Annotated in this window: 25 protein-coding genes, 1 tRNA gene, 2 pseudogenes and 2 riboswitches; of the genes and pseudogenes, 15 read left to right on the top strand and 13 right to left on the bottom strand. The window is 67.6% G+C overall.

The genetic code is table 11. The features are described 5' to 3' along the window. The 5 genes and pseudogenes from JWP65_RS08485 to JWP65_RS08465 form a co-directional block, all read left to right on the top strand. Nucleotides 1–504: pseudogene (locus JWP65_RS08485) on the top strand (ketol-acid reductoisomerase); the annotation flags it as partial. A 74-nt stretch (nucleotides 505–578) separates the two neighbouring features. After that, entirely contained in the window at nucleotides 579–1,397 is an 819-nt protein-coding gene (pssA, locus tag JWP65_RS08480; protein WP_299762713.1) for a CDP-diacylglycerol--serine O-phosphatidyltransferase, read from the top strand. 187 nt (nucleotides 1,398–1,584) lie between these two features. Next, the gene (gene leuA / locus JWP65_RS08475; protein ID WP_299762710.1) at nucleotides 1,585–3,270 is read left to right on the top strand and encodes a 2-isopropylmalate synthase; all 1,686 of its coding nucleotides are present in this window, start codon (nucleotides 1,585–1,587) and stop codon (nucleotides 3,268–3,270) included. Further along, nucleotides 3,255–4,793: a 2-isopropylmalate synthase gene (locus JWP65_RS08470; protein ID WP_299762708.1), complete on the top strand. Its 1,539-nt coding sequence runs from the start codon at nucleotides 3,255–3,257 to the stop codon at nucleotides 4,791–4,793. Before leuA ends, JWP65_RS08470 begins: the two co-directional genes overlap by 16 nt. 159 nt (nucleotides 4,794–4,952) lie before the next feature. Next, on the top strand, nucleotides 4,953–5,990 hold the full coding sequence (locus JWP65_RS08465; RefSeq protein ID WP_299762706.1) for a serine hydrolase: 1,038 nt from the start codon (nucleotides 4,953–4,955) through the stop codon (nucleotides 5,988–5,990). Nucleotides 5,991–6,048: 58 nt separating this feature from the next. Here JWP65_RS08465 and JWP65_RS08460 read toward each other — a convergent pair whose 3' ends face one another. The 3 genes from JWP65_RS08460 to aat are packed head-to-tail and all read right to left on the bottom strand — an operon-like array spanning nucleotide 6,049 to nucleotide 8,402. Further along, entirely contained in the window at nucleotides 6,049–6,849 is an 801-nt protein-coding gene (locus JWP65_RS08460) for an IclR family transcriptional regulator (protein WP_299762704.1), read from the bottom strand. A gap of 60 nt (nucleotides 6,850–6,909) precedes the next feature. After that, nucleotides 6,910–7,659, bottom strand: coding sequence for an arginyltransferase (locus tag JWP65_RS08455; RefSeq protein WP_299762702.1), 750 nt, complete (start codon nucleotides 7,657–7,659; stop codon nucleotides 6,910–6,912). Beyond that, entirely contained in the window at nucleotides 7,656–8,402 is a 747-nt protein-coding gene (aat, locus tag JWP65_RS08450) for a leucyl/phenylalanyl-tRNA--protein transferase (RefSeq protein ID WP_299762699.1), read from the bottom strand. Before aat ends, JWP65_RS08455 begins: the two co-directional genes overlap by 4 nt. Before the next feature lie 150 nt (nucleotides 8,403–8,552). Here aat and JWP65_RS08445 point away from each other — a divergent pair, with 150 nt between their 5' ends. Continuing rightward, complete coding sequence (locus tag JWP65_RS08445; RefSeq protein ID WP_299762696.1) at nucleotides 8,553–8,930, top strand: PilZ domain-containing protein; 378 nt, start codon at nucleotides 8,553–8,555, stop codon at nucleotides 8,928–8,930. Here JWP65_RS08445 and JWP65_RS08440 read toward each other — a convergent pair. Further along, a complete protein-coding gene (locus JWP65_RS08440) occupies nucleotides 8,927–9,283 on the bottom strand; it encodes a PilZ domain-containing protein (protein ID WP_299762693.1) in 357 nt (118 codons plus the stop codon). The genes JWP65_RS08445 and JWP65_RS08440 overlap by 4 nt on opposite strands. A gap of 203 nt (nucleotides 9,284–9,486) precedes the next feature. Between JWP65_RS08440 and JWP65_RS08435 the strand changes: the two genes are divergently transcribed. From JWP65_RS08435 to JWP65_RS08425, 3 genes are all read left to right on the top strand, one after another. Beyond that, nucleotides 9,487–9,657, top strand: a complete 171-nt coding sequence (locus JWP65_RS08435; RefSeq protein ID WP_299762690.1) for a hypothetical protein — start codon at nucleotides 9,487–9,489, stop codon at nucleotides 9,655–9,657. Between the two features lie 87 nt (nucleotides 9,658–9,744). Further along, nucleotides 9,745–9,954: a hypothetical protein gene (locus tag JWP65_RS08430; RefSeq protein WP_299762687.1), complete on the top strand. Its 210-nt coding sequence runs from the start codon at nucleotides 9,745–9,747 to the stop codon at nucleotides 9,952–9,954. A 133-nt stretch (nucleotides 9,955–10,087) separates the two neighbouring features. After that, on the top strand, nucleotides 10,088–11,305 hold the full coding sequence (locus JWP65_RS08425; protein WP_299762685.1) for an ABC transporter substrate-binding protein: 1,218 nt from the start codon (nucleotides 10,088–10,090) through the stop codon (nucleotides 11,303–11,305). Between the two features lie 112 nt (nucleotides 11,306–11,417). Here the strand turns inward: JWP65_RS08425 and JWP65_RS08420 are convergent, their stop codons facing one another. From JWP65_RS08420 to JWP65_RS08395, 6 genes are all read right to left on the bottom strand, one after another. Then, complete coding sequence (locus JWP65_RS08420) at nucleotides 11,418–11,813, bottom strand: DUF302 domain-containing protein (protein WP_299762682.1); 396 nt, start codon at nucleotides 11,811–11,813, stop codon at nucleotides 11,418–11,420. A gap of 581 nt (nucleotides 11,814–12,394) precedes the next feature. Continuing rightward, nucleotides 12,395–12,562: a DUF2243 domain-containing protein gene (locus tag JWP65_RS08415; protein ID WP_299762679.1), complete on the bottom strand. Its 168-nt coding sequence runs from the start codon at nucleotides 12,560–12,562 to the stop codon at nucleotides 12,395–12,397. A gap of 145 nt (nucleotides 12,563–12,707) precedes the next feature. Then, nucleotides 12,708–13,142, bottom strand: coding sequence for a DUF6691 family protein (locus JWP65_RS08410; RefSeq protein WP_299762676.1), 435 nt, complete (start codon nucleotides 13,140–13,142; stop codon nucleotides 12,708–12,710). A 9-nt stretch (nucleotides 13,143–13,151) separates the two neighbouring features. Continuing rightward, nucleotides 13,152–13,586 carry a YeeE/YedE family protein gene (locus tag JWP65_RS08405; RefSeq protein WP_299762674.1) on the bottom strand — a complete coding sequence of 145 codons (435 nt, stop codon included), beginning with the start codon at nucleotides 13,584–13,586 and terminating at the stop codon, nucleotides 13,152–13,154. Nucleotides 13,587–13,626: 40 nt separating this feature from the next. Next, on the bottom strand, nucleotides 13,627–13,842 hold the full coding sequence (locus JWP65_RS08400; protein ID WP_299762671.1) for a multicopper oxidase domain-containing protein: 216 nt from the start codon (nucleotides 13,840–13,842) through the stop codon (nucleotides 13,627–13,629). Between the two features lie 30 nt (nucleotides 13,843–13,872). Beyond that, complete coding sequence (locus JWP65_RS08395; RefSeq protein ID WP_299762668.1) at nucleotides 13,873–14,205, bottom strand: metalloregulator ArsR/SmtB family transcription factor; 333 nt, start codon at nucleotides 14,203–14,205, stop codon at nucleotides 13,873–13,875. Between the two features lie 81 nt (nucleotides 14,206–14,286). Between JWP65_RS08395 and JWP65_RS08390 the strand changes: the two are divergent. The 3 genes and pseudogenes from JWP65_RS08390 to JWP65_RS08380 all read left to right on the top strand — a co-directional run. Beyond that, a pseudogene (locus JWP65_RS08390) lies at nucleotides 14,287–14,418 on the top strand (MBL fold metallo-hydrolase); the annotation flags it as partial. Between the two features lie 26 nt (nucleotides 14,419–14,444). Continuing rightward, the gene (locus JWP65_RS08385; protein WP_299762665.1) at nucleotides 14,445–14,735 is read left to right on the top strand and encodes a sodium-independent anion transporter; all 291 of its coding nucleotides are present in this window, start codon (nucleotides 14,445–14,447) and stop codon (nucleotides 14,733–14,735) included. A 25-nt stretch (nucleotides 14,736–14,760) separates the two neighbouring features. Next, nucleotides 14,761–15,510, top strand: a complete 750-nt coding sequence (locus JWP65_RS08380; RefSeq protein WP_299762662.1) for an MBL fold metallo-hydrolase — start codon at nucleotides 14,761–14,763, stop codon at nucleotides 15,508–15,510. A gap of 458 nt (nucleotides 15,511–15,968) precedes the next feature. Here the strand turns inward: JWP65_RS08380 and JWP65_RS08375 are convergent. Beyond that, nucleotides 15,969–16,044: transfer RNA gene (locus tag JWP65_RS08375), tRNA-Asn, on the bottom strand. A gap of 234 nt (nucleotides 16,045–16,278) precedes the next feature. Beyond that, nucleotides 16,279–16,380, top strand: a riboswitch (TPP riboswitch). A gap of 56 nt (nucleotides 16,381–16,436) precedes the next feature. On the opposite strand from JWP65_RS08375, the gene thiM reads away from it, so the two are divergent. The 3 genes from thiM to thiD all read left to right on the top strand — a co-directional run bounded on the left by thiM (nucleotide 16,437) and on the right by thiD (nucleotide 18,859). Beyond that, on the top strand, nucleotides 16,437–17,261 hold the full coding sequence (gene thiM / locus JWP65_RS08370; protein ID WP_299762659.1) for a hydroxyethylthiazole kinase: 825 nt from the start codon (nucleotides 16,437–16,439) through the stop codon (nucleotides 17,259–17,261). Continuing rightward, nucleotides 17,255–17,908: a thiamine phosphate synthase gene (gene thiE / locus JWP65_RS08365; protein ID WP_299762656.1), complete on the top strand. Its 654-nt coding sequence runs from the start codon at nucleotides 17,255–17,257 to the stop codon at nucleotides 17,906–17,908. Before thiM ends, thiE begins: the two co-directional genes overlap by 7 nt. A 114-nt stretch (nucleotides 17,909–18,022) precedes the next feature. Further along, complete coding sequence (gene thiD / locus JWP65_RS08360) at nucleotides 18,023–18,859, top strand: bifunctional hydroxymethylpyrimidine kinase/phosphomethylpyrimidine kinase (protein ID WP_299762654.1); 837 nt, start codon at nucleotides 18,023–18,025, stop codon at nucleotides 18,857–18,859. Here the strand turns inward: thiD and JWP65_RS08355 are convergent. Both JWP65_RS08355 and JWP65_RS08350 read right to left on the bottom strand, forming a co-directional pair. Beyond that, entirely contained in the window at nucleotides 18,856–20,139 is a 1,284-nt protein-coding gene (locus tag JWP65_RS08355) for a cytosine permease (protein WP_299762652.1), read from the bottom strand. The genes thiD and JWP65_RS08355 overlap by 4 nt on opposite strands. Before the next feature lie 62 nt (nucleotides 20,140–20,201). Further along, nucleotides 20,202–20,302, bottom strand: a riboswitch (TPP riboswitch). A gap of 143 nt (nucleotides 20,303–20,445) precedes the next feature. Continuing rightward, a partial coding sequence (locus JWP65_RS08350) for an NAD(P)/FAD-dependent oxidoreductase (protein ID WP_299762649.1) occupies nucleotides 20,446–21,261 on the bottom strand: 816 nt, incomplete at its 5' end.

Genomic DNA, 21,261 nt, shown 5'->3' with positions numbered 1-21,261 from the left:
GGTGGCGGCAAGGCCGGCATCATCGAGACCAACTTCCGCGAAGAGACCGAGACCGACCTGTTCGGCGAGCAGGCCGTGCTGTGCGGCGGCACCGTGGAACTGATCAAGGCCGGCTACGAGACGCTGGTGGAAGCCGGCTACGCGCCCGAGATGGCGTACTTCGAGTGCCTGCACGAGCTCAAGCTGATCGTGGACCTGATCTACGAAGGCGGCATCGCGAACATGAACTACTCGATCTCGAACAACGCCGAGTACGGCGAGTACGTGACCGGCCCGCGCATCATCACCGACGAAACCAAGAAGGTGATGAAGCAGATCCTCAAGGACATCCAGACCGGCGAGTACGCCAAGAGCTTCATCATCGAGAACCGCGCCGGCGCCCCCACGCTGCAGTCGCGCCGCCGCCTCAACAGCGAGCACTCGATCGAAGTGGTCGGCGAGCAGCTGCGCGCCATGATGCCCTGGATCAAGAAGAACAAGCTGGTCGACCAGACCCGCAACTGACACGCTTCGCGTCATGCAAAGGCCGCCCCCGGGCGGCCTTTTTGCTGCGCGCCGCAACCCTTACACTCCAGTCCATGCATGATGGACACGACCCGCAACCCGACGAACTGCCCCAGGGCATGGTTCCGCGCAAGCGTCGCAAGGGCATCTACGTCCTGCCCAACCTCTTCACGCTGGCAGCCCTGTTCGGCGGCTTCTATGCGGTGGTGATGGCCATGAACGGCCGCTTCGACCTGGCGGCGATCGGCATCTTCTGCGCCATGGTCCTGGACAGCCTGGATGGCCGCATCGCCCGCATGACCAACACCCAGAGCGCCTTCGGCGAGCAGATGGATTCGCTCTCCGACATGGTGTCCTTCGGCGCCGCCCCGGCGCTGATCGCCTACGAGTGGTCGCTCAAGGGCCTGGGCCGCTGGGGCTGGATCGCGGCTTTCGTCTACTGCGCCTGCGCCGCGCTGCGGCTGGCCCGCTTCAACGTCAACACCGCGGTGGTGGACAAGCGCTACTTCCAGGGCCTGCCGTCGCCGGCGGCCGCCGCGCTGGTCGCCGGCTTCATCTGGCTGATGACCGAGTACGAGGTCAAGCCCTACGACGTCACCTGGATCATGTTCGGCCTGGCGCTCTTCGCCGGCCTGACCATGGTCACCAACGTGCCGTTCTACAGCTTCAAGGACGTGCAGATGAAAAAAAGCGTGCCGTTCGTGGTCATCGTGCTGATCGCGCTGGGCATCGCCGTCATCAACATCCACCCGCCGGTGGTGATGTTCTCGCTGTTCGTGGCTTACGGGCTGTCCGGTTACGTCATCTACGGCTGGCGCAAGGCCAAGGGCCAGCGCGCCAGCATGATCAGCACCTCGACGGATGAGCCCGAGGAAAGCGGCCTGCATCGCTAGGGTTGGCAAACCTGTGCTACATTGACACCATGAACCGAATTGCGCTGGCCCTACTGCTATCCCCCCACGGGCGGAGACGGTAGAGCGCGCGCGCATTTCCCGGTCGACGGCCCGTTTGCACCTGCAGCGGGCCGTTTTTCATTGGGGCTGCCGGTTTCCATCACCACCACCGAGATCCACCATGCCGATGTTGAAGAATCCCGCCAGCAAGTACCGCCCCTTCGCCCCGGTGGCGCTGAAGGACCGCACCTGGCCGGACGCCGTGCTGACCAAACCGCCGGTGTGGTGCAGCGTCGACCTGCGCGACGGCAACCAGGCCCTGATCGAGCCGATGGACATCCCGCGCAAGCTGCGCATGTTCCAGCAGCTGGTGGCGATCGGCTTCAAGGAGATCGAGGTCGGCTTCCCGTCGGCATCGCAGGTGGAGTACGACTTCCTGCGCCGCCTGATCGACGAAGACCTGATCCCGGCCGACGTCACCATCCAGGTGCTGACCCAGGCGCGCGAGCCGCTGATCCGCCGCACCTTCGAGTCCCTGCAAGGCGCCCGTCGCGCCATCGTCCACCTGTACAACGCCACCGCGCCGGTGATGCGCAAGGTGGTGCTGGGGCTGGACGAGGACGGCATCGTCGAACTGGCCACCTCGCAGGCCCGGCTGTTCAGTGAGCTGGCGGCGCAGCAGCCCGGCACCGAGTGGGTGTTCCAGTACTCGCCCGAGATGTTCTCCGGCACCGAGCTGCCCTTCGCCAAGCGCGTGGTCGACGCGGTCACCGCCGTCTGGGCGCCGACGCCGCAGCGCAAGTGCATCGTCAACCTGCCGTCGACGGTGGAGCATTCCACACCCAACATCTTTGCCGACATGATCGAGTGGATGCACCGCCACCTGGAGCGGCGCGACGCCATCGTGCTGTCGGTGCATCCGCACAACGACCGCGGCACCGGCACCGCGGCCGGCGAGTTCGCCGTGATGGCCGGCGCCGACCGCCTCGAAGGCTGCCTGTTCGGCAACGGCGAGCGCACCGGCAACCTCGACATCGTCAACGTGGCGCTCAACATGTACAGCCAGGGCGTGCACCCGGGCCTGGACTTTTCCGACATCGACGAAATCAGGCGCACGGTCGAGCACTGCAACCAGATCCCGGTGCACCCGCGCCATCCGTACGTGGGCGACCTGGTCTACACCTCGTTTTCCGGCTCGCACCAGGACGCGATCAAGAAGGCCTTTTCGGCCCGGCGCGAGGACGACATCTGGGACATGCCTTACCTGCCGCTGGACCCGAAGGACCTGGGCCGCAGCTACGAGGCGGTGATCCGCGTCAACAGCCAGTCGGGCAAGGGCGGGATCTCCTACCTGCTCGAGACCGAATACGGGCTGGAGCTGCCGCGCCGGCTGCAGATCGAGTTCAGCCAGGCGGTGCAGGCCGTGATGGACGCCTCCGGCAAGGAACTGAACGCGCAAGACCTGTGGCAGCTGTTCCAGCGCGAGTACCGCGTGGGTGGCGCGACCGTCTCGCACCAGGTGCTGGAGACGGCCGCCGACGGCAAGGTCAGCCTGGCGGCGCAGGTGCAGCTGGGCGAGCGCACGGTCGACGTCAAGGGCGAGGGCAACGGCCCGATCGACGCCTTCGTGCAGGGGCTCAGCCGCGTGACCGGCCAGGCCATCCGCGTGCTGGACTACCATGAGCATGCCGTCGCCTCGGGGGCGGACGCCAGGGCCGTCGCCTACCTGGAACTGCGGGTGGGCGAGCGGACGCTGTTTGGCGTCGGCTCCGACGCCAACATCGTTTCCGCCTCGCTCAAGGCGATCGTCTCGGGCCTGCAGCGTGCGATCCACGCCGGCAGCCAACAGGAGTCCTCATGGCAGACCAGCTGATCATCTTCGACACCACCTTGCGCGACGGCGAGCAGTCGCCCGGCGCCTCCATGACCAAGGACGAGAAGCTGCGCATCGCGCGCCAGCTCGAGCGCCTGAAGGTGGACGTGATCGAGGCCGGCTTTCCGGCCAGCTCCAACGGCGACTTCGAGGCGGTGCAAGGCATCGCCCGCGCCATCCGGGAGTCCACCATCTGCGCCTTGTCGCGCGCCAACGACCGCGACATCTCTCGCGCCGCAGAAGCGCTCAAGGACGCCGCCCGCGCCCGCATCCACACCTTCATCGCCACCTCGCCGCTGCACATGGAAAAGAAGCTGCGGATGACGCCCGATCAGGTGCACGAGCAGGCGAAACAGGCGGTGCGGTTCGCGCGCAACCTGTGCGGGGACATCGAATTCTCGCCCGAGGACGGCTACCGCAGCGACGTCGACTTCCTGTGCCGCGTGCTCGAGACGGTGATCGCCGAAGGCGCCACCACCATCAACGTGCCCGACACCGTGGGCTATGCGGTGCCCGAGTTGTATGGCGAGTTCATCCGGACCTTGAGGGAGCGGGTGCCCAACTCCGACAAGGCGATCTGGTCGGTGCACTGCCACAACGACCTGGGCATGGCGGTGGCCAACTCGCTGGCCGGCGTCAAGATCGGCGGCGCGCGCCAGGTCGAGTGCACCATCAACGGCCTGGGCGAGCGGGCCGGCAACTGCTCGCTGGAAGAGGTGGTGATGGCGGTGAAGACCCGCCGCGACTACTTCGGGCTGGACGTGAACATCGACACCAAGCACATCGTGGCGGCCAGCCGCATGGTCAGCCAGACCACCGGCTTCGTGGTCCAGCCGAACAAGGCGGTGGTGGGCGCCAATGCCTTCGCCCACGCCAGCGGCATCCACCAGGACGGCGTGCTCAAGGCGCGCGACACCTACGAGATCATGCGGGCGCAGGACGTCGGCTGGAGCGCCAACAAGATCGTGCTGGGCAAGCTGTCGGGCCGCAACGCCTTCAAGGCCCGGCTGCAGGAACTGGGCGTGCAGCTCGAGAGCGAAGCCGACACCAATGCCGCGTTCGCCGGGTTCAAGGAACTGGCCGACCGCAAGAGCGAGATCTTCGACGAGGACATCCTGGCCCTGGTCAGCGACGAAGCTGTAACGCACGAACAGGAAACCTACCGGCTCGTCTCGTTGCGGCAACACAGCGAAACCGGCGAGCGGCCGCATGCCGAGGTGGTGTTTTCGGCCGACGGCAAGGAAGTGCGCGGCGAGTCGGACGGCAACGGGCCGGTGGACGCCTCGCTCAAGGCGATCGAAAGCCACGTCAAGAGCGGCGCCGAGATGGTGCTGTATTCGGTCAACGCCATCAGCGGCTCCACCGAGAGCCAGGGCGAGGTGACGGTGCGGCTGCAGAACGCCGGCCGGGTGGTCAACGGCGTCGGCGCCGACCCCGACATCGTCGTCGCTTCGGCCAAGGCCTACCTCAGCGCCTTGAACAAGCTGCAGAGCAAGGCTGACCGTGTGGCCGCGCAGGGGTAGCAAAATGTCACGGCTTCAAAACGCATGAGGTAGATGCTCTAAGTCCTTGATTTGTGTAACTTTTGCCGCGCGAGGTACATTGCCGAAGTACACTCTGTCGCATCGGTGCGTGCCAGCAATTTCCTACGCGCCGGGACGTCGACCAGGAGTGACCGAATCTTGAAACGCTTCGCACACACCATTGCAGTGGCCCTCCTCGCCATTTCCTTGGCCCCCGCAGCATCCGCGGCAGGTGAAGGCCGGCGGGTCGCCAAGAAGGCGCAGCCCACCGTGGTCAAGAAGGCGCGCGTCAGCAAGTCTTTCGTGGCCAAGTCGCGCCGCAACACGGTGGTCCGCGCCGTCGCGCCGCCGCGGCTGTCGTTCGGGCACATCGCCGGCCTGAATGCCACTACCGACGACCTCGACCTCAAGTCCAGCGTGGCACTGGTGATCGACCAGGACACCAGCGAAGTCCTTCTGAGCAAGAACGATTCGGCCGTGCTGCCGATCGCCTCGCTCACCAAGCTCATGACCGGCCTGATCGTCAGCGAAGGCCGATTGCCGATGGATGAAGCCGTCACCATCACCCAGGACGACGTCGACACGGAAAAGGGCAGCAGCTCGCGCCTGAAGGTCGGCACCACGCTCACCCGCGGCGAGTTGATGCACCTGTCGCTGATGTCGAGCGAAAACCGCGCGGCGCACGCGCTGGGCCGCACCTACCCGGGCGGCATGAATGCCTTCGTCGAAGCGATGAACGTGCGCGCCAAGCTGCTGGGCATGCGCGACACGAAGTACGTCGAGCCGACCGGCCTGTCCAGCCGCAACCAGTCCAGCGCCAAAGACCTGGCGCGCCTGGTCAGCGCAGCCTACAACGATTCGATGCTGCGCGAGCTGTCCACTTCGCACGGCTACGAGGTCGCCGTCGGAAACCGTACGCTTCAGTACCGCAACACCAACCGCCTGGTCAAGCACCCCGAGTGGGAGATCGGCCTGCAAAAGACCGGCTACATCTCGGAAGCCGGCCAGTGTCTGGTGATGCAGGCCAAGGTGTCGGGCCGCAAGCTGATCATGGTGTTCCTGGATTCGGCCGGCAAGCTCAGCCGCATCGGCGACGCCGAGCGTGTGCGCAAATGGGTCGAGACCCACGTGCCGGCCGCGTTGCCGACGGGGATCCCGGGGACCGGCAACACGGTGATCCGTCAGGTCAGCGGCTGACAGCCTCGCGCTCCAATGAAAAAGGCCCCTTGTCGGGGTCTTTTTTCATGGCCTCGGCTCATGCCGCCAACCGCTGCGTCGGCGGCGCCTTGTGACCCAGCGCGGCCGAGATTTCGTTGGCGGTGGCCTGCAGCCTGACCAGCCAGCTGTCGTCGAGCCGGTCGGCCGGCGCCGAAATCGACAGCCCCGCCACCAGCCGCGCCTGGTCGTCGTAGATGCCGGCGGCCATGCAGCGCACGCCCAGCTCCAGCTCCTCGTTGTCGCGCGCCATGCCGTGCTGGCGGGCCTTGGCCAGTTCGCGCTCCAGCACCGGCAGCTGCGTGATGCTGTTCTTGGTGTGGCCGGCCAGGCCGGTGCGGGTGGCGTAGGCGCGCACGCGCGGGGCATCGTCGGCCGCCAGGAACAGCTTGCCGGTGGACGTCAGGTGCAGCGGCGCTCGCCCGCCGATGGCGCGCACCACCTGCATGCCGGAGCGCTCGCTATAGGCCCGCTCGACGTACACGATCTCGTCGCCCTGGCGCACGCTCAGGTTCACCGGCTGCTGGATCTGCTTGTGCAGCTCGCGCATGGGCAGCAAGGCGGCATCGCGCACGTTGAGCCGGGCCTTGACCAGGTTGCCCAGTTCCAGCAGCCGCATGCCCAGGCGGTAGCTGCCCGCCTGCGGGCGGTCGACGAAGCGCCCGGTGGCCAGGTCGTTCAGGATCCGGTGGGTGGTGGACGGATGCAGGCCGGTCTTCTCGCTGATCTCCTTGAGTGAGCAGGCGTCCTCGCGCGATGCCAGCACGTCGATCAGCGCGAACATGCGCTCGATGACCTGGATAGTGGGGGTGGCCGGAGCCGAGGGATCTTTCTTGCGCATGGGCGAGCCTCCGCCCATATTTTATCTTGTGAAATCCGCCCGTGGGCGCGGCCGCCCGGGTCAGGCGCCGCGAGCATCGCCCGGCAGCCACTCGCCTTCGTGCAGCACCTCGTGCGGATGGAAGCGCGCCTTGTAGTTCATCTTCGGGCTTTCGCCGATCCAGTAGCCCAGGTAGACGTGGGGCAGCTGCAGCTTGCGGGCCTGGTCGATCTGCCACAGCACGCCGTAGGTGCCGTAACTGGTCTCCGGCTGCGGCTCGTAGAAGGTGTAGACGGCGGAGATGCCGTCGTTGAGCACGTCGAGGATGGACACCATGCGCAGCGCGCCCGCGCTGCCGTCCGGCAAGGTCTCGCGAAATTCCACCAATCGCGAGTTGACGCGGCTTTGCAGCAGGAATTGGGTGTACTGGTCGATGCTGTCGTGGTCCATGCCGCCGCCCGCGTGGCGGCCGGTCTGGTAGCGCAGGTACAAATGGTAGTGCTCGGGCACGAAGCACAGCTTGAGAACGCGGGCCTGCAGGTTGCCGTGGCGCGCCCATGCGCGCCGCTGGCTGCGCGCCGGCTGGAAGCCCTCCACCAGCACGCGCAAGGGCACGCAGGCGCGGCAGCCGTCGCAGTAGGGCCGGTACGTGAACATGCCGCTGCGGCGAAAGCCGCCGGTCACCAGGTCGGAGTAGGCGTCGTTGTGGATCAGGTGGCTGGGCGTGGCCACCTGGGAGCGCGCCTGCCTGCCGGGCAGGTAGCTACAAGGGTACGGCGCCGTTGCATAGAACTGCAGCGTCTGGAGCGGTAGGTCCTTGAGGTGCGTCACGCGGGTGTGGGGTGCGACAGGAGTGAATTCCAGTATACGGGGTCGAACTGCCAGCGCACAGGCGGGCGCGCCACCTGGCGCGCGACTTGTTCCACGAATTGCCGCCGCGCGATCTCGCGCGCGCCCAGGGAGGCGAGGTGGCGCGTGTTCTGCTGGCAGTCGACCATCGGCACGCCTTGGTTGCGGCACCATGCCACGAGCGCCGCCAGCGCGATCTTGGAGGCGTCCGGCACCCGCGTGAACATCGACTCGCCGAACACCGCGTGGCCGATGTTCACGCAGTACAGGCCGCCCGCGAGTTCGCCGTCGATCCAGGTTTCCACGCTGTGGGCGAAGCCGGCGCGGTGGAAGGCGCGGTAGGCCTGCACCATGGGCGGCACGATCCAGGTGCCGGACTGGCCGGGCCGGTCGCTGCTGGCGCAGGCAGTGATCACCGCGTCGAAGCTGGTGTCGAAGCGCACCTCGCAGCGGGCATCGCCGGCGAAGCGCGCGAGCGTCTTGCGCAGCGAGCGGTGCAGGCGGAATTCATCGGTGAACAGCACCATGCGCGGGTCGGTGCTCCACCACAGGATGGGCTGGCCCTCGCTGAACCATGGAAAGATGCCGCCCGCGTAGGCCCGCTCCAGCGTGGCGACGTCCAGGGCGCCGCCCGCGGCCAGCAGGCCGGGAGCCGGTTGCCGGTCGTTCCAGGCCAGGGCGGGGTCGGGAAAGGGATCGCCGGGTTCGAGCCAGGGCAGGTGCATTCGGTACGGGCAGGGTGGAGGGGGGCTGCGCCATTGTCCCTCCGGAATGCGCGGCCCCGCTCGGGTGAGTCTTGTCCCACAAGCTGGGCACGACCGCGCCTACAAGGGGGCCCGGCGCATCCGCTAGGCTGGCCGGGCCACAGGATTTCAATGCAGAACATCGGCACACTTGGACTGGCGAGGGCGGCTGACCAGCGGGAGGCGCCGCGCTTCGACACCGCCTTGCCGGTGCGGATCGACGGCGTGCAGGGCCGCGCCTTCAACATCAGCGAGCATGGCATCTACTTCGAGACCGACGTGCCGCAGCAGCTCGGCGCGCTGGTGAACTTCACGCTCGAATTCCACCTGTACGGCAAGACGCACCAGATGGTGTGCGAAGCCAAGGTCGTGCGGGTGGAGGAGCAGGGCGCGCGCATCGGCGTCGGCGCCCGCCTGCTGGCGCCCTTCTTCTCCGGTGAGGAGGTGACCGAGGCGGTGCCACTGCCCGACCCGCAGCTGCAGGGTCGGGGCCGCCGGCTGGACTCCTAGCCTTGCGCCGGCCCGGGCGGGCGCCGGCCATCCAGCATTTCTCCCGACTGCGCGGTCAGCCGCGCGCCGATGGCGTACCCGCCGGGGGCGGGACGCACCCGCACCACTTCGGCCTGGCAGTGCAGCGGATACTGGTGTCCATCCAGCAGGTACTCGATCACCATTTCCACCGTCGCGCCGATTTCATAAGGCTTGTCGGCCAGGAACGAAACGCCGGTGGCGCTCAGGTCGCTGGTGACCCCTTCACTGCCCTCGACGCAGATCGGCATCTGCGCCGGGATGCGCTCGGCCCCGCGCCGCTCCGTGCCCGGCGCCAGCAGCGGGACGGGAAGGGTGACTATCTTGCTGGCCATCTCGGAGTCCTTGCGTGCCGGTCGGCTCAGCTTGCCACACGAGCGCATCCGTCGCACCAGCCTGCAGGCTGATTCCTAACTCATTTGTAGTACCGGCGAGGACCGGCGCGGCGTCGGAGGGCCGACTACGCAGCGCGAGGCGTTTTCCCACACCCTGGCCGCAGCGGGGGCACGACCATGGGCGAGCCGCCAAGGAGCAGACAATGCGCAACGATCCCCGCCATGACCAGGTCGAGACCGCCATCCTTTCCGCGGAGTTTCCCCTGGCCGACCTGGATCCAGCCGACGGGCTGACCGAGATCGGCTGGTGGCTGACGGGCGGGATGTCGCTGCTGGCCTGGACCGGTTTCGCGCTGCTCCTCACCGGCGCCTGAAGCGGCGCCGGCCCCGCCTCCGGCGCATGGCTGGAGATGCGGGCGACAGCGGCTTGTGCCACACTCCAGTGCACATTGCCCGATGCCGTGACCGACCGCACGCAACCCGCCAACCATTTCAGCCTGCCACCGGCAGGGCACCGCTGGGGGCTGGGCGCGCAAAGCGTCGTGCCTTACCTCGCCTCTGCGGCCCGAGCCCGCCCGGGATCGGCCCAGGATGCGGCCGATGCGGCTGAAAGCATCAACAACCCAGTTTTCCGGCAAATGGAAATCCGCCTTGTATGGCGCGATCGTTAACACATCGGACGATTGAGTCCCGGTCGGCTGCGGGCCCGTTTGTAACTTAGTGTTTCATGGAAAACCCTCTGTAGGGCTACGCCCTAGGGGCGGATGATGGGGCCTTCTCGACTCATCCGTTGCAGAGGACCGCATGAACATCCCGGCTCTAGTCTTCCTGGCCGCCTCGATGGCCATGTCCCTCCCGGTGGCCGCGCAGGTGCCGGCCGCGGCCAACCCGATCCGCATCGGCCTGGTCTTTCCCCTGACGGGCGGCTCCGGCGACATGGGCAACAGCGCCCGCATCGGGGCCGAGGTGGCAGTGACGGAGATCAACCAGGTGGGTGGTTACCTGGGGCGGCCGCTGCAACTGGTGATCCGCGACGACAAGGCCACCCCCGACGTCGGCCTGCAGGCCGCGCAGGACCTGGTGCTCAAGGAAAAGGTCACCGCGACCATCGGTTACTGCAACAGCGGCGTGGCGATGAAGGCGCTGGACGTCTACCAGCAGAACAAGCACATCCTGATGGTGACTTGCGCCACCGGCACCGCCATCACGGCGAAGTACCCGACCGCCGAGAGCTACATCTTCCGCACCTCCGCCCGTGACGACCTGCAAAGCAAGTTCCTGGTGGACGAGATCGTCAGGCGCGGCCTGAGCAAGGTGGCCCTGCTGGTGGACACCAGCGGCTATGGCGACCTGGGCCTGCAGGATCTGGAAGCTGCCCTGGCCGGCGTCAAGCTCAAGCCTCGGGCCGTGCTGCGCTTCAAGGTCGGCGCGCAGACGCTGGACGAGGAACTCAAGCAGCTCAAAGCTTCCGGCGCCGACGCCCTGATCGGCTGGACGGTGGGCCCGGAAGAGGGCGTGATCTCCGCCAGCCGCGCCAACGTAGGCTGGAAGGTGCCGCAGTTCGGCCCCTGGGGCCTGTCGCATTCGTCGGCCTTCACCGTCTCCAACGGCAAGGTGGAAGGCGCGCTGATGGTGCAGACCGTGCTGCCGAACGTCTTCCTGGAGCGCAACAGCAGCTTCTTGCGCAACTACGCCAAGATCAGCAAGGAAAGCCCGATCGGCTCGATGATGTCGGCCGCGCAGACTTACGACGCGGTCCACCTGCTGCTGCGCGCGATGTTCGACTCCAAGAACGACCTGAGCGCGGCCGGCCTGAAGAGGGCGCTGGAGAACCCGTCGAACGCCTACCGCGGCGTCGTCACCACCTATGAGCGCGCGTTCTCGCCCGCCGACCACGACGCCATCTCCATGAACATGCTGTGGCTGGGAACCTGGCGCAACCAGGAGCGCGGCTACGCGCACAAGGAAGACGAGCGCCGCGCCACCATCATCCGCCGCAAGGACGCGGTCGCCAGCCCCTGACCGCAGTCGCCCGGCGGGAGCGCGGCGGCGCCCCGGGGCTGTCCCCGTCGCGCCAGCTCCGCTGCCCAACCACTGCAGTGCTTCTTCCTGGCCGGCGAAAACGCAGCCATAGTCAGGTGCCTTCTTCGAGCGCTCTGCGCACCCGCAGCAAACGCACCCCCGCATCATTCGCCACAGCCCCGACGGCCGCATTGTTCGTCAGCTGCACCATGATTGTCGGATCCAGGAAACCAACGACGACGCGGTCGCCGTCCGCTTGCCGCACAGTGACGTTGCACGGAAGCAGCAGCCCGATTTCGGGATCGGCCTGCAGCGCCTGGTGCGCCAGCGGTGGGTTACAGGCGCCGAGGATGCGGTAGGCAGGCATGTCCTTTCCCAGCTTCTCCTTCATGGCCTGCTGGATGTCGATGTCACTCAGGACGCCGAAGCCTTCTGCCTTCAGTGCGGCCTGCACGCGCTCAAGAGCCCGGTCGAACGGGCCGGCGATTTCGATGTGGTGTCCGTACATGCGATGGTCCTTCGAAGTGAGAGCTGCAACAACGATGGTAGACGCGGCGCCGCCGGGCGGGGGCCCGCGCAACAGGACGTTGCCCAGCGGCTCAGGACCGGATGTCGCACCAACCGGCCGCCTGCCTGCGGGCGAGCGCCAGAACGGCAGACTGGTCCCGCACCGTCAACCGGACGGGCGCAGACTGGCCGGTGCGCGACAAGGTACCGGCGCAGACGAGCGTGAGTGCATCGCCGGCCGCCTCGGCGCGGCGAGCACGACCGGCACGGCCTGGGCGTTGACCAACGATGCGCCCTCGACAGGCGGGCTGCTTCATGAGGTTGGCGGCGTTGTTTCTGCGCGCTTCACGGCAAAGGCCGTCGGTGCGTGCCGGACGATGCGGATCGGCGTGATGCGTTCTGACATGTGGATCACAGCTCGGACACGGATTGGATCTGCCGTACCGCCTCCTGGAGGGCGGACTGCAGCATCTCTTCGACGGCGGGATGGTAGTGCGGCATCTTCAGCAAGGAGTGAAACGGTTCGCCTCGCTGCACGGCTCCAAGCAATCTGGTGCGCCAGGTGTTCTCCGTGCTCAGCAATCAAGGGAAGCACCGGTGGTCACGCTGCGCATAGACGCGCACGTGGAACAACCCGTCGGCCGGCATCTGGGCGCGGATGTCCTGCAGCGCCGCGGCTTGCACATTGTTCAAGAGGTGCTGCCACTGCAGCACCTGGGTGCAGCAGGATGCCGTCAAAGAAGCCTTCAAGGCTCAAGCCGAGGAGGAATCCGGTCCGCGCAGCTTGCGGGAGCTGGGCCCCCGTGTGGAGAGCGGCATCCATGGACCCAGCACAGGTTGCGATGCACCTGACGTGGGCCGTCGGTAACGGCGTGCCGCTGTGCGGGCCGGCGCGTCAGGCGTTGGCGGTGCGCGCGGCGATCCGCCGCTCCCAGAGCTCGAACAGGCCCATGCCAGCCAGCATGGCGGCCACGAAGACCACGGCCTTTTGCTCACCCATGCCCAGCGCCACCAGCGCCGGCCCCGGGCAGAACCCGGCGATGCCCCAGCCGATGCCGAACAACAGCCCGCCACCCACGAGCCGCCGGTCCACCTGGGTGGCGGTGGGCATGCGCATCTGCAGGCCGAGCAGCGAGACCGTGCGCTTGCGGGCGAAGGTGAAAGCAAAGGCGCCCACCAGGATGGCGCCGCCCATCACGAAGGCGAGGGAGGGATCCCAGGTGCCGGCAAGGTCGAGAAAGCCCAGCACCTTGGCGGGATCCGCCATGCCGGAGAGGATGAGGCCGATGCCGAACACGGCGCCGGCGAGCAAGGCAAAGAAAGTAGGCATGGATGCTCCTCAGGCGCCGATCAGGTGGCGCACGACGTAGACAGTGGCGAATCCGGCCGCCATGAAAGTGGCCGTGGCGACGAGCGAGCGCGGCGACAGGCGCGAAATGCCGCACACGCCGTGGCCGCTGGTGCAGCCGGACCCCAAGCGGGTACCGACCCCGACCAGCAGGCCGGCCACGACGAGGCCTGCGTACCCCGCGTCGATCTGCGGACGCGGCAGTTCGGTGAACAGCGCATAGAGCAGCGGCGCGCCAACCAGGCCCAGAATGAATGCAACGCGCCAGGAGAGGTCGCCTCGGACGGGTTTCAGCAATCCACCGATCACGCCGCTGATGCCGGCTATGCGGCCGTTGAGCAGCACGAACATGGCTGCGGAGATGCCGATGATCACGCCGCCAGCGAGCGAGGCCCACGGGGTGAAAGCGTTCCAGTCGATGGTCATGGGTAACTCCAGATGAGGATGGATGAGCGGTTGGGCCTGGTCACACCGTGGTGAGTCGACCCATCATTTTGGCGCCCTCGTGTTCGAGGATCTGGCAGTGGTCTGTGAACGGGGATCGTCCCGAGGGCTGCATGAACCGCACCAGCAGTTGCACCGGCTGCTGCACGAACACGGCGTCGCGAAGGCCGGCATCCCGCGGGAGCGGCGGACGGCCGTCCCGGCTGAGCACTTCGAAATGACCACCGTGGATGGGCAACGGGTGAGCCATCCTGATTCAGGGGGAGGGTCATTGCGGCTCCTCGGGACAGTAGAGGCGGTACAGGACCACCAGGATTTCCAGCAGGTTGGGATCGGCCACGCTGTAGTAGATGTTCTTGCCTTCGCGGCGAGTAGCCACCACGCCTTGGCTGCGCAGCACGCCAAGCTGCTGTGACAGGGTCGGCTGGTGGATGTCCAGCTGCTCCTGGAGCTCGCCGACGCTGAACTCGCCCTGGGACAGCTGGCACAGCAGCAGCAGCCGCTCCGGATTGGCCAGCAGCTTGAGCGAAGCGACCGCGGTCTCGGCTGCGCAGCGCAGCCGTTCCGGGTCGATCACGAGATCGCTTGGGTCTTCCCTCATCTGGTCCTCTCGGTGCCTCACTTGACCATATTATAGATGTCGATAGAATATCGTGCAATAGAGCGAAAACGGGGGAACGCTATGACCAGTCGCATCACCACCCAAGCCTTCTTCGACCGTTCTACTTGGACGGTTTCCTACGTGGTATCGGACCACGGCAGCAAGGACGCTGCCGTGGTCGATCCCGTGCTCGACTACGACTTCAAGTCGGGCCCAAAGCCATGCTGCTGGTTCCCGACATGGCCTACCTCATCCAAGACGGTGTCGGTGGCGCAGTCCTCGCGATCAGGCTGGACCTGTCCTCGGTCAGCCGCGTCGGCCTCACGGCCGTGGAGGCTCTTCAGCGTCTGCACCGAGACCTGCACGAGCGCGGCATCGAACTGCATCTCGCGAAGGTCCGCGGCCGCGTCATGGACAGGCTCGCGCAAACGAACCTGCCGCAGAACCTGGCCCACAAGCCCTTCCTGAGCCTGCACGAAGCCGCCGGCGCGCTGGTGCCGGCGCCCAAGCGTCCTCGTCCTGGTCCCTGAAACCCATCCCTGCCCGGAGCAATGCATGATCTTTCGACAGCTTCTCGAACCCGTCTCCAGCACCTACACCTACGTACTCGGCTGCCCCGATACCGGCGAGGCGATCCTGATCGATCCCGTCGTGAACTCCATAGACCGGGACCTGCAGGTGTTGCAGGGCCTCGGCCTGCGCCTGGCGTACACGCTGGACACCCACATCCACGCCGACCACATCACTGCGGCGCTCGAGCTGAAGAAGCGCACGGCAAGCAGGATTGCCGCCCCCGCCTTCGACCGGCTTGCCTGCACCGACTTCGGCATGGAGGAGGGCCGGCCCCTGCAGGTCGGCTCCATCTGCATAGAGGGCCTGCACACGCCGGGGCACACGGACGGGCACTTTGCCTATGTCCTGGGCGGGCGGGTGTTCACTGGAGACGCGCTGCTGATCGACGGCTGCGGCCGCACGGACTTCCAGAACGGCGACTCGGATGCGCTCTATCGCAGCGTGACGCAAAAGCTTTTTGCCTTGGCCGACGAGACGCTGGTGTATCCCGCACACGACTACACGGGCAGGCATGTGTCCTCGATCGCCCAGGAGAAGACCCGAAACCCGCGTCTCGGCGCCGGCAAGAGCCTGGCGCAGTTCCAGCAGATCATGGCGACGTTGAACCTGCCGTATCCGAAGTTCATCGACTACGCAGTGCCGGGGAACCGCGGGTGCGGGGTGTGCCCGAGTGGCCTGCCCGAAGAGTTGCAGAAATACTGCGCGCCCATGGCTGAGAGCCCGCAGGGTTGAACGTTCCGCCGGCGCGTGTGAGCTTTGGGTACGCAAGCTGCTTCGGCGATCCGGTGTCCGCATAGTCGCTCGTGGCGATGTGGGCGTAGTGCCACAACATCTCGGCCAGCGTGCAGGCTCGGGCCGCCAAGCGCCGGACGGGCGGCATTCCTAGCATGCACGAGCAGTTCCCTGCCAGTCGTCGGCGGCAGCATCGGTTTGGAAGCCGTGCTTGAAGGCGCTCGCCGCGCCCTTGCGTCGGCGGGGCGGTGGTTTTGGATGGGTGGGTCTTGTTCACTGGCTTCGTTCCTTGTGGTTGGGAGACGAAGCCGTAAACCGCCTCGCGGGTGCAGTCCTGCGCAGCCGAGTGCACGTCCTGGAACTATCAGGCGAGCTATCAACCCCGCTGCTGGAGGCGGAAAAGACAAAGGCCTTCCGAAGAAGGCCTTTGAAATCAAGCACTTAAGCCACTTGTTGGGTGGCTCCTCGACCTGGGCTCGAACCAGGGACCTACGGATTAACAGTCCGGCGCTCTACCGACTGAGCTATCGAGGAACAAGCCTCGAATTATAGCGTCATTTTTTCCGGCTTCTCACAGCTCGGCCGTGAAAGTCACACGGACCGCTCGCGGCGCGCCGGAAGACAGGTCGGTCTGGCCGAACTGTCTGGGCGAATTCTTGGTGGAGTTGTCGCGGCGCCGGCGTGCCGGCCTTCGTGCGACACATGGCCCAAGCGCGCCAGCCCGCCTTTCACGGTCGGTTCAGCCTGGGCTTTGTTCGCGGCCATAATGGCTGTTGCTAGAGGTGTCCGCCGGCTGGTCCGGCGGACTGAGAAACACTCTTGGAACCTGATCTGGGTCATGCCAGCGTAGGGAAGCGTCAACAGCCTGGCCTTTCCGCTGGACGCCCCGGTCGCAATCGACGACGAGGACCCTTTCCGTGGCCGCCATGCTGACTTGCTCCGACCTTTGGGCCGACATCGCCGCCGTGCGCGAGCGCGCGCCGCTCGTGCACAGCATCACCAACCTGGTGGTGATCAACCTCAATGCCAACGTGCTGCTGGCCGCCGGCGCCTCGCCGGTGATGGCGCATGCGCACGAGGAAGTGGCCGACATGGTCGGCATCGCGCAGTCGCTGGTGGTCAACATCGGCACGCTCGACGCCTACTGGATCCAGAGCATGGACCTCGCGCTGCGCGCGGCCACCAAGCGCGGCATCCCGACCGTACTCGACCCGGTCGGCGCCGGCGCCACGCCGTACCGCAACCAGGCCATCGAGCAGCTGCTGGATGCGGCCGCGCCGACGGTGATCCGCGGCAACGGCTCGGAAATCATGAGCGCGGCCGGCGCCGCGATCCGCACCCGCGGCGTCGACAGCAGCGCCGGCGCCGCCGACGCACTGGGCGCCGCCCGCGCGCTGGTGGAGCGCACGCGAGGCGTGGTCTGCGTCAGCGGCGCCACCGACCACGTGGTGGATGCGCATGGCCGCTGGAGCCGCTTGTCCAACGGCCATGCCTGGATGACGCGCATCACCGGCATCGGCTGCTCGGCCACCGCGCTGGTCGGCGCCTTCTGTGCGATTCAGCCCGATGCCTGGCGCGCCACCACGTCGGCGATGGCCTTGCTCGGGGTGGCCGGCGAGATCGCGGCCGAGCGCGCGGCCGCCGCGGGCCAGGGCGTGGGCAGCATGCAGGCGCTGCTGCTCGATGCGCTGCAGTTGCTGGAGCCATCGCAATTCGAACGCCGGTTGCGGCTCGAGGTCGAGCAGTGCTAGCCAGGGCTGCGCCCGAGGTCCTGCGCCGGCAACTGCGGCTGTACCTCGTGACCGACGAGGGCCTGTGCCGCGGCCGGCCACTGGCCGACGTGGTGGCGGCCGCGGTGCAGGGCGGCGCCGGCTGCGTGCAGCTGCGTGACAAGCAGCTGGGCACGCGTGAGTTCCTGGCGCAGGCACTGGTCCTCAAGAGCCTGCTGGCGCCGCTGGCCGTGCCGCTGGTGATCAACGACCGGGTCGAGGTGGCGCTGGCATGCGGCGCCGACGGGGTGCACCTGGGCCAGGGCGACATGGCGCCGGAGCAGGCACGGCGGCTGCTGCCGCCGCACGTCTTCATCGGCTGGTCGGTGCAGACGTTGGACGATGTGGCGCGCAGCGCGTCGCTGCCGCTCGACTACCTGGGTGTCAGCCCGGTGTTCGCCACGCCGACCAAAACCGACACCAAGGCGCCTTGGGGGCTGGACGGGCTGCGGCAGGTACGGGCCGCGACCGCACTGCCGCTGGTGGCCATCGGCGGCATCCACCCGGGCAATGCGCGTGCGGTGCTGGAGGCGGGCGCCGACGGGCTGGCGGTGGTCAGCGCCTTGTGCGCGGCCGACGATCCCGGCGCCGCGGCCCGGGTTTTCCACGCGCAGATGGGCATTCCATGAGCCGCCGGGCCGCCCCAAGGCGAATCCCGCAGCGCGCAGCGCGGAGGGTAGGCCAATGAGCCGCCGGGCCGCCCCAAGGCGAATCCGGCAGCGCGCAGCGCGGAGGGTAGGCCAATGAGCAACCAGCGCTACGCCCGGGTGCTCTCCATCGCCGGCTCCGACAGCGGCGGTGGCGCCGGCATCCAGGCCGACCTGAAGACCTTCGCGGCTCTCGGCTGCTACGGCATGACGGCGATCACCGCGCTGACGGCGCAGAACACGCGCGGCGTCAGCGGGATCCACCCGGTCCCGCCGGCCTTCCTCAAGGCGCAGCTGCAAGCGGTGATCGAGGACATCGGCGTCGACGCCGTCAAGATCGGCATGCTGCACGCGGCCGAGATCGTCGAGGTGGTGGCGTGGGCGATCGACACCTACCGGCTGCCCAACGTGGTGCTCGATCCGGTGATGGTGGCCACCAGCGGTGACCGTCTGATCGCGCAGGAGACGGTGCAGGTGCTGGTGCGGCAGCTGTTCCCGCGCGCGGCGCTGGTCACGCCGAACCTGGACGAACTGAGCCTGTTGCTCGGGCGTCCCGTGACGCAGGCCGCGCAGCTGGAGATCGCGGCGGCGGACCTGCTGGCGCTGGGCGCGCGCGCGGTGCTGGTCAAGGGCGGCCACCTCGAAGGCGACGACATCGTCGACGTGCTGGCGCAGGCCGGTCCGCCCGCGCGCTTCGAGGCGCTGCGCGCCGGCCGCATCGCCACCATCAACACGCACGGCACCGGCTGCACGCTGTCGTCGGCGATCGCCTGCGGACTGGCGCTGGGCCAGCCGCTGGAGGCCGCCGTGCGGCAGGCGGCAGCCTTCGTGCGCGCCGCGATGACGTCGGGCGCCGGCGTGCGCACCGGTGGCGGCCACGGTCCGCTGGACCACGGCCACGCGCCGGTGGCCAGCCGGCGCTTTCCGGGCTAAGGCTCCTGGCGCGCGGCGCGCGGCCGCGTGGCCCAGGCCAGGGCGAAGCTCAGGGCCAGCGCGGGCAGCGCCGCGCCGAAGTCCGGCGCCCAGGCGCGGCACGCATGGTAGGTGGCGAGGCCGGTGAACCAGATCGCGATCGGCACCGCATGCGCACGGCGCGTGCCGGCCAGCAGCGCCACCGCATCGGTGCCGAAGGCCAGCCGTCCCAGGATCACCCCGAACAGCGGCACGAACACCGAGCTGAGCAGCAGCAGGAACGGCTCCAGGCTGTGGATCGGCAACAGCAGCGCGAAGGCGGTGCACAGCGCCACCATCACCAGGCCCCAGCGGCGGATGCTCCATCGCGGCAGGATGCTGTGGGCGGAGACGGCACCCGAGTAGGCGTCGCCGTACGCGTTGTCGGCCTCGTCCACGAGGATCAGCGTCAGCGCCAGCAGCCCGCCTTGTGCCAGCAGCAGCGCCGTCACCAAGTCTTTGCTCGGCAGCGTCAGCGCCACCAGCACGCCCAGCGCGTAGCACCAGCTGTTGGCCAGCGCGTAGCCGAGCCAGGTGCCGCGCAGCGCGGCGCGGCCGCTGGAGCCGTGCCGCGCGTAGTCGGCCACCAGCGGCAGCCACGACACCGGCATGGCGATCACCAGGTCGAGCGCCGACAGGCCGCTCATGCCGCCGGTGCCCTGGCGGTTCCACAGCGCCGCCCCGCCTTGCCCCTGGGCCAGCAACAGGAACTGCCAGCTGAGCCACAGCAACGACAGCACCACCAGCGGCAGCGCGACGCGCGAGATCAGCCGCCGCACCAGTTTCACCATGGAGCCGCTCACCAGCAGCGCCAGCAGCCCGCCCCACAGCAAGGTGGCGGCGACGGGCCACCAGCCGCCGCCGCTGGCCTGGCCCGCGATGGCCACGGTGGCGTCGCGCATCACCACGATCTCGAAGGTGCCCCAGCCGACCAGCTGCAGGATGTTCAGCAGGATCGGCAGGCGGGCGAAGCTGCTGCCGTAGACGGCGTGCATCAGGCCGGCGCTGGCCAGGCCGCTGTCGCAACCGAGCTTGGCCACCCAGGCCAGCAGCCCGGCGCCGATGACGGAACCACAGACGATGGCGAGCAGCGCTTCGCGCGTGCCCAGGGCCGGCACCAGGTAGGCACCGACCTGCATCACCAGCAGGCCCACGCCCAGGCTGAACCAGAGCGACGCGTGGTCGCGCCAGCCGAAGGCGCGCTGGTCGGGCGCAACCGGCGTCAGTGCCTCGTTGCCGAGGGTGGAAGAAGAAATTGCCATCGTGTGCTTGCTCCGGACGACGCGGGGGAGGCGGCGTCGGCGGCCCAGCTCCGGAATGAGCTTGGCTGCGATGGCTGCTTCCCTGCGCGAGGATTACCTCAATCAGGTTCAAAGGGACTTTCTCAGTCGCTGCCGGTCGGCAACAACACCCCTAGCGATTGGCTCTCGTGAGCCGAGGCGGATTCTAGCTGCCTTGCCGTCGTTGCCGCGGAGGTGGCAAGCCCGGGGCTTGCAAAAGGGAAACGGAAAATGCCCGCGGTCGGCGGGCATTTCCTGGGTCACCGCCTGCGCGGGATGACGGAGTTCTCAGTCGAAAACCGGCGTTTCCACGCCCAGCACCTTGTGCAGCTTCGGGCTGGTGGTGGTGTACTGCAGGTGGATCTTGCCCTTTTCGGGGAAGACGATGGTGGCCGCCCCGAACGCGGCCAGCGCGCATTCGTGGAAGCCCGACAGGATCAGCTTCTTCTTGCCCGGGTAGGTGTTGATGTCGCCCACCGCGAAGATGCCGGGCACGCTGGTGGAGAACTTCTCGGTGTCCACCTTCAGCTGCTTGCGCTCGATGTCCAGGCCCCACTCGGCGATCGGCCCCAGCTTGGGCGACAGGCCGAAGAACACCAGCAGGGCGTCAGTCGGCACCACGCGCGTGACGCCGTCGCTGCCTGTGACCTTGGCGCCCACCAGCTTGCCGTCCTTTTCGTCGATGCCGGTCACCTGGCCGACCACGAACTGCATCTCCATCGCCTCGCACAGCTCGTGCATCTTGGCCACCGAAGCCGGCGCGGCGCGAAAGCCGTCGCGGCGGTGCACCAGGATCACGCTTTCGGCTTTGTGCGGGTTGCCGTCGGCATTGCCGGCGCAGAAGTTCAGCGCCCAGTCCAGCGCGGAGTCGCCGCCGCCCACCACCAGCAGGTTCTTGCCGGCGAAGTCGGCCGGGTTGCGCACGCGGTACGACAGCTGGGTGCCGTCGTACTTCGCAAGGCCGTCGACTCTCAGCTGCTTGGGCTCGAAGGCGCCGACGCCGGCCGCGATGAAGATGGTGCGGGTGAGCAAGCGGGTGCCCTTGGACGTCTCGACATAGAAGCGCCCGTCGTCCTGCTTTTGCACCACATTGACCGTCTGGCC

The organism is Ramlibacter sp. (assembly GCF_028292805.1).
In the GTDB taxonomy this organism is placed as follows: Bacteria; Pseudomonadota; Gammaproteobacteria; order Burkholderiales; family Burkholderiaceae_C; genus Ramlibacter.
Note: the sequence above shows the minus strand (reverse complement) of the source record. Positions and strands in the feature narration are given on the sequence as shown.

Coding starts and splice junctions, on each gene's coding strand:
- pssA (WP_299762713.1), top strand. CDS start 579: ATGCATGATGGACACGACCCGCAACCCGACGAACTGCCCCAGGGCATG.
- leuA (WP_299762710.1), top strand. CDS start 1,585: ATGTTGAAGAATCCCGCCAGCAAGTACCGCCCCTTCGCCCCGGTGGCG.
- JWP65_RS08470 (WP_299762708.1), top strand. CDS start 3,255: ATGGCAGACCAGCTGATCATCTTCGACACCACCTTGCGCGACGGCGAG.
- JWP65_RS08460 (WP_299762704.1), bottom strand. CDS start 6,849: ATGCGCAAGAAAGATCCCTCGGCTCCGGCCACCCCCACTATCCAGGTC.
- aat (WP_299762699.1), bottom strand. CDS start 8,402: ATGCACCTGCCCTGGCTCGAACCCGGCGATCCCTTTCCCGACCCCGCC.
- JWP65_RS08445 (WP_299762696.1), top strand. CDS start 8,553: ATGCAGAACATCGGCACACTTGGACTGGCGAGGGCGGCTGACCAGCGG.
- JWP65_RS08440 (WP_299762693.1), bottom strand. CDS start 9,283: ATGGCCAGCAAGATAGTCACCCTTCCCGTCCCGCTGCTGGCGCCGGGC.
- JWP65_RS08435 (WP_299762690.1), top strand. CDS start 9,487: ATGCGCAACGATCCCCGCCATGACCAGGTCGAGACCGCCATCCTTTCC.
- JWP65_RS08425 (WP_299762685.1), top strand. CDS start 10,088: ATGAACATCCCGGCTCTAGTCTTCCTGGCCGCCTCGATGGCCATGTCC.
- JWP65_RS08420 (WP_299762682.1), bottom strand. CDS start 11,813: ATGTACGGACACCACATCGAAATCGCCGGCCCGTTCGACCGGGCTCTT.
- JWP65_RS08410 (WP_299762676.1), bottom strand. CDS start 13,142: ATGCCTACTTTCTTTGCCTTGCTCGCCGGCGCCGTGTTCGGCATCGGC.
- JWP65_RS08405 (WP_299762674.1), bottom strand. CDS start 13,586: ATGACCATCGACTGGAACGCTTTCACCCCGTGGGCCTCGCTCGCTGGC.
- JWP65_RS08395 (WP_299762668.1), bottom strand. CDS start 14,205: ATGAGGGAAGACCCAAGCGATCTCGTGATCGACCCGGAACGGCTGCGC.
- JWP65_RS08385 (WP_299762665.1), top strand. CDS start 14,445: ATGGCCTACCTCATCCAAGACGGTGTCGGTGGCGCAGTCCTCGCGATC.
- JWP65_RS08380 (WP_299762662.1), top strand. CDS start 14,761: ATGATCTTTCGACAGCTTCTCGAACCCGTCTCCAGCACCTACACCTAC.
- thiM (WP_299762659.1), top strand. CDS start 16,437: ATGCTGACTTGCTCCGACCTTTGGGCCGACATCGCCGCCGTGCGCGAG.
- thiD (WP_299762654.1), top strand. CDS start 18,023: ATGAGCAACCAGCGCTACGCCCGGGTGCTCTCCATCGCCGGCTCCGAC.
- JWP65_RS08355 (WP_299762652.1), bottom strand. CDS start 20,139: ATGGCAATTTCTTCTTCCACCCTCGGCAACGAGGCACTGACGCCGGTT.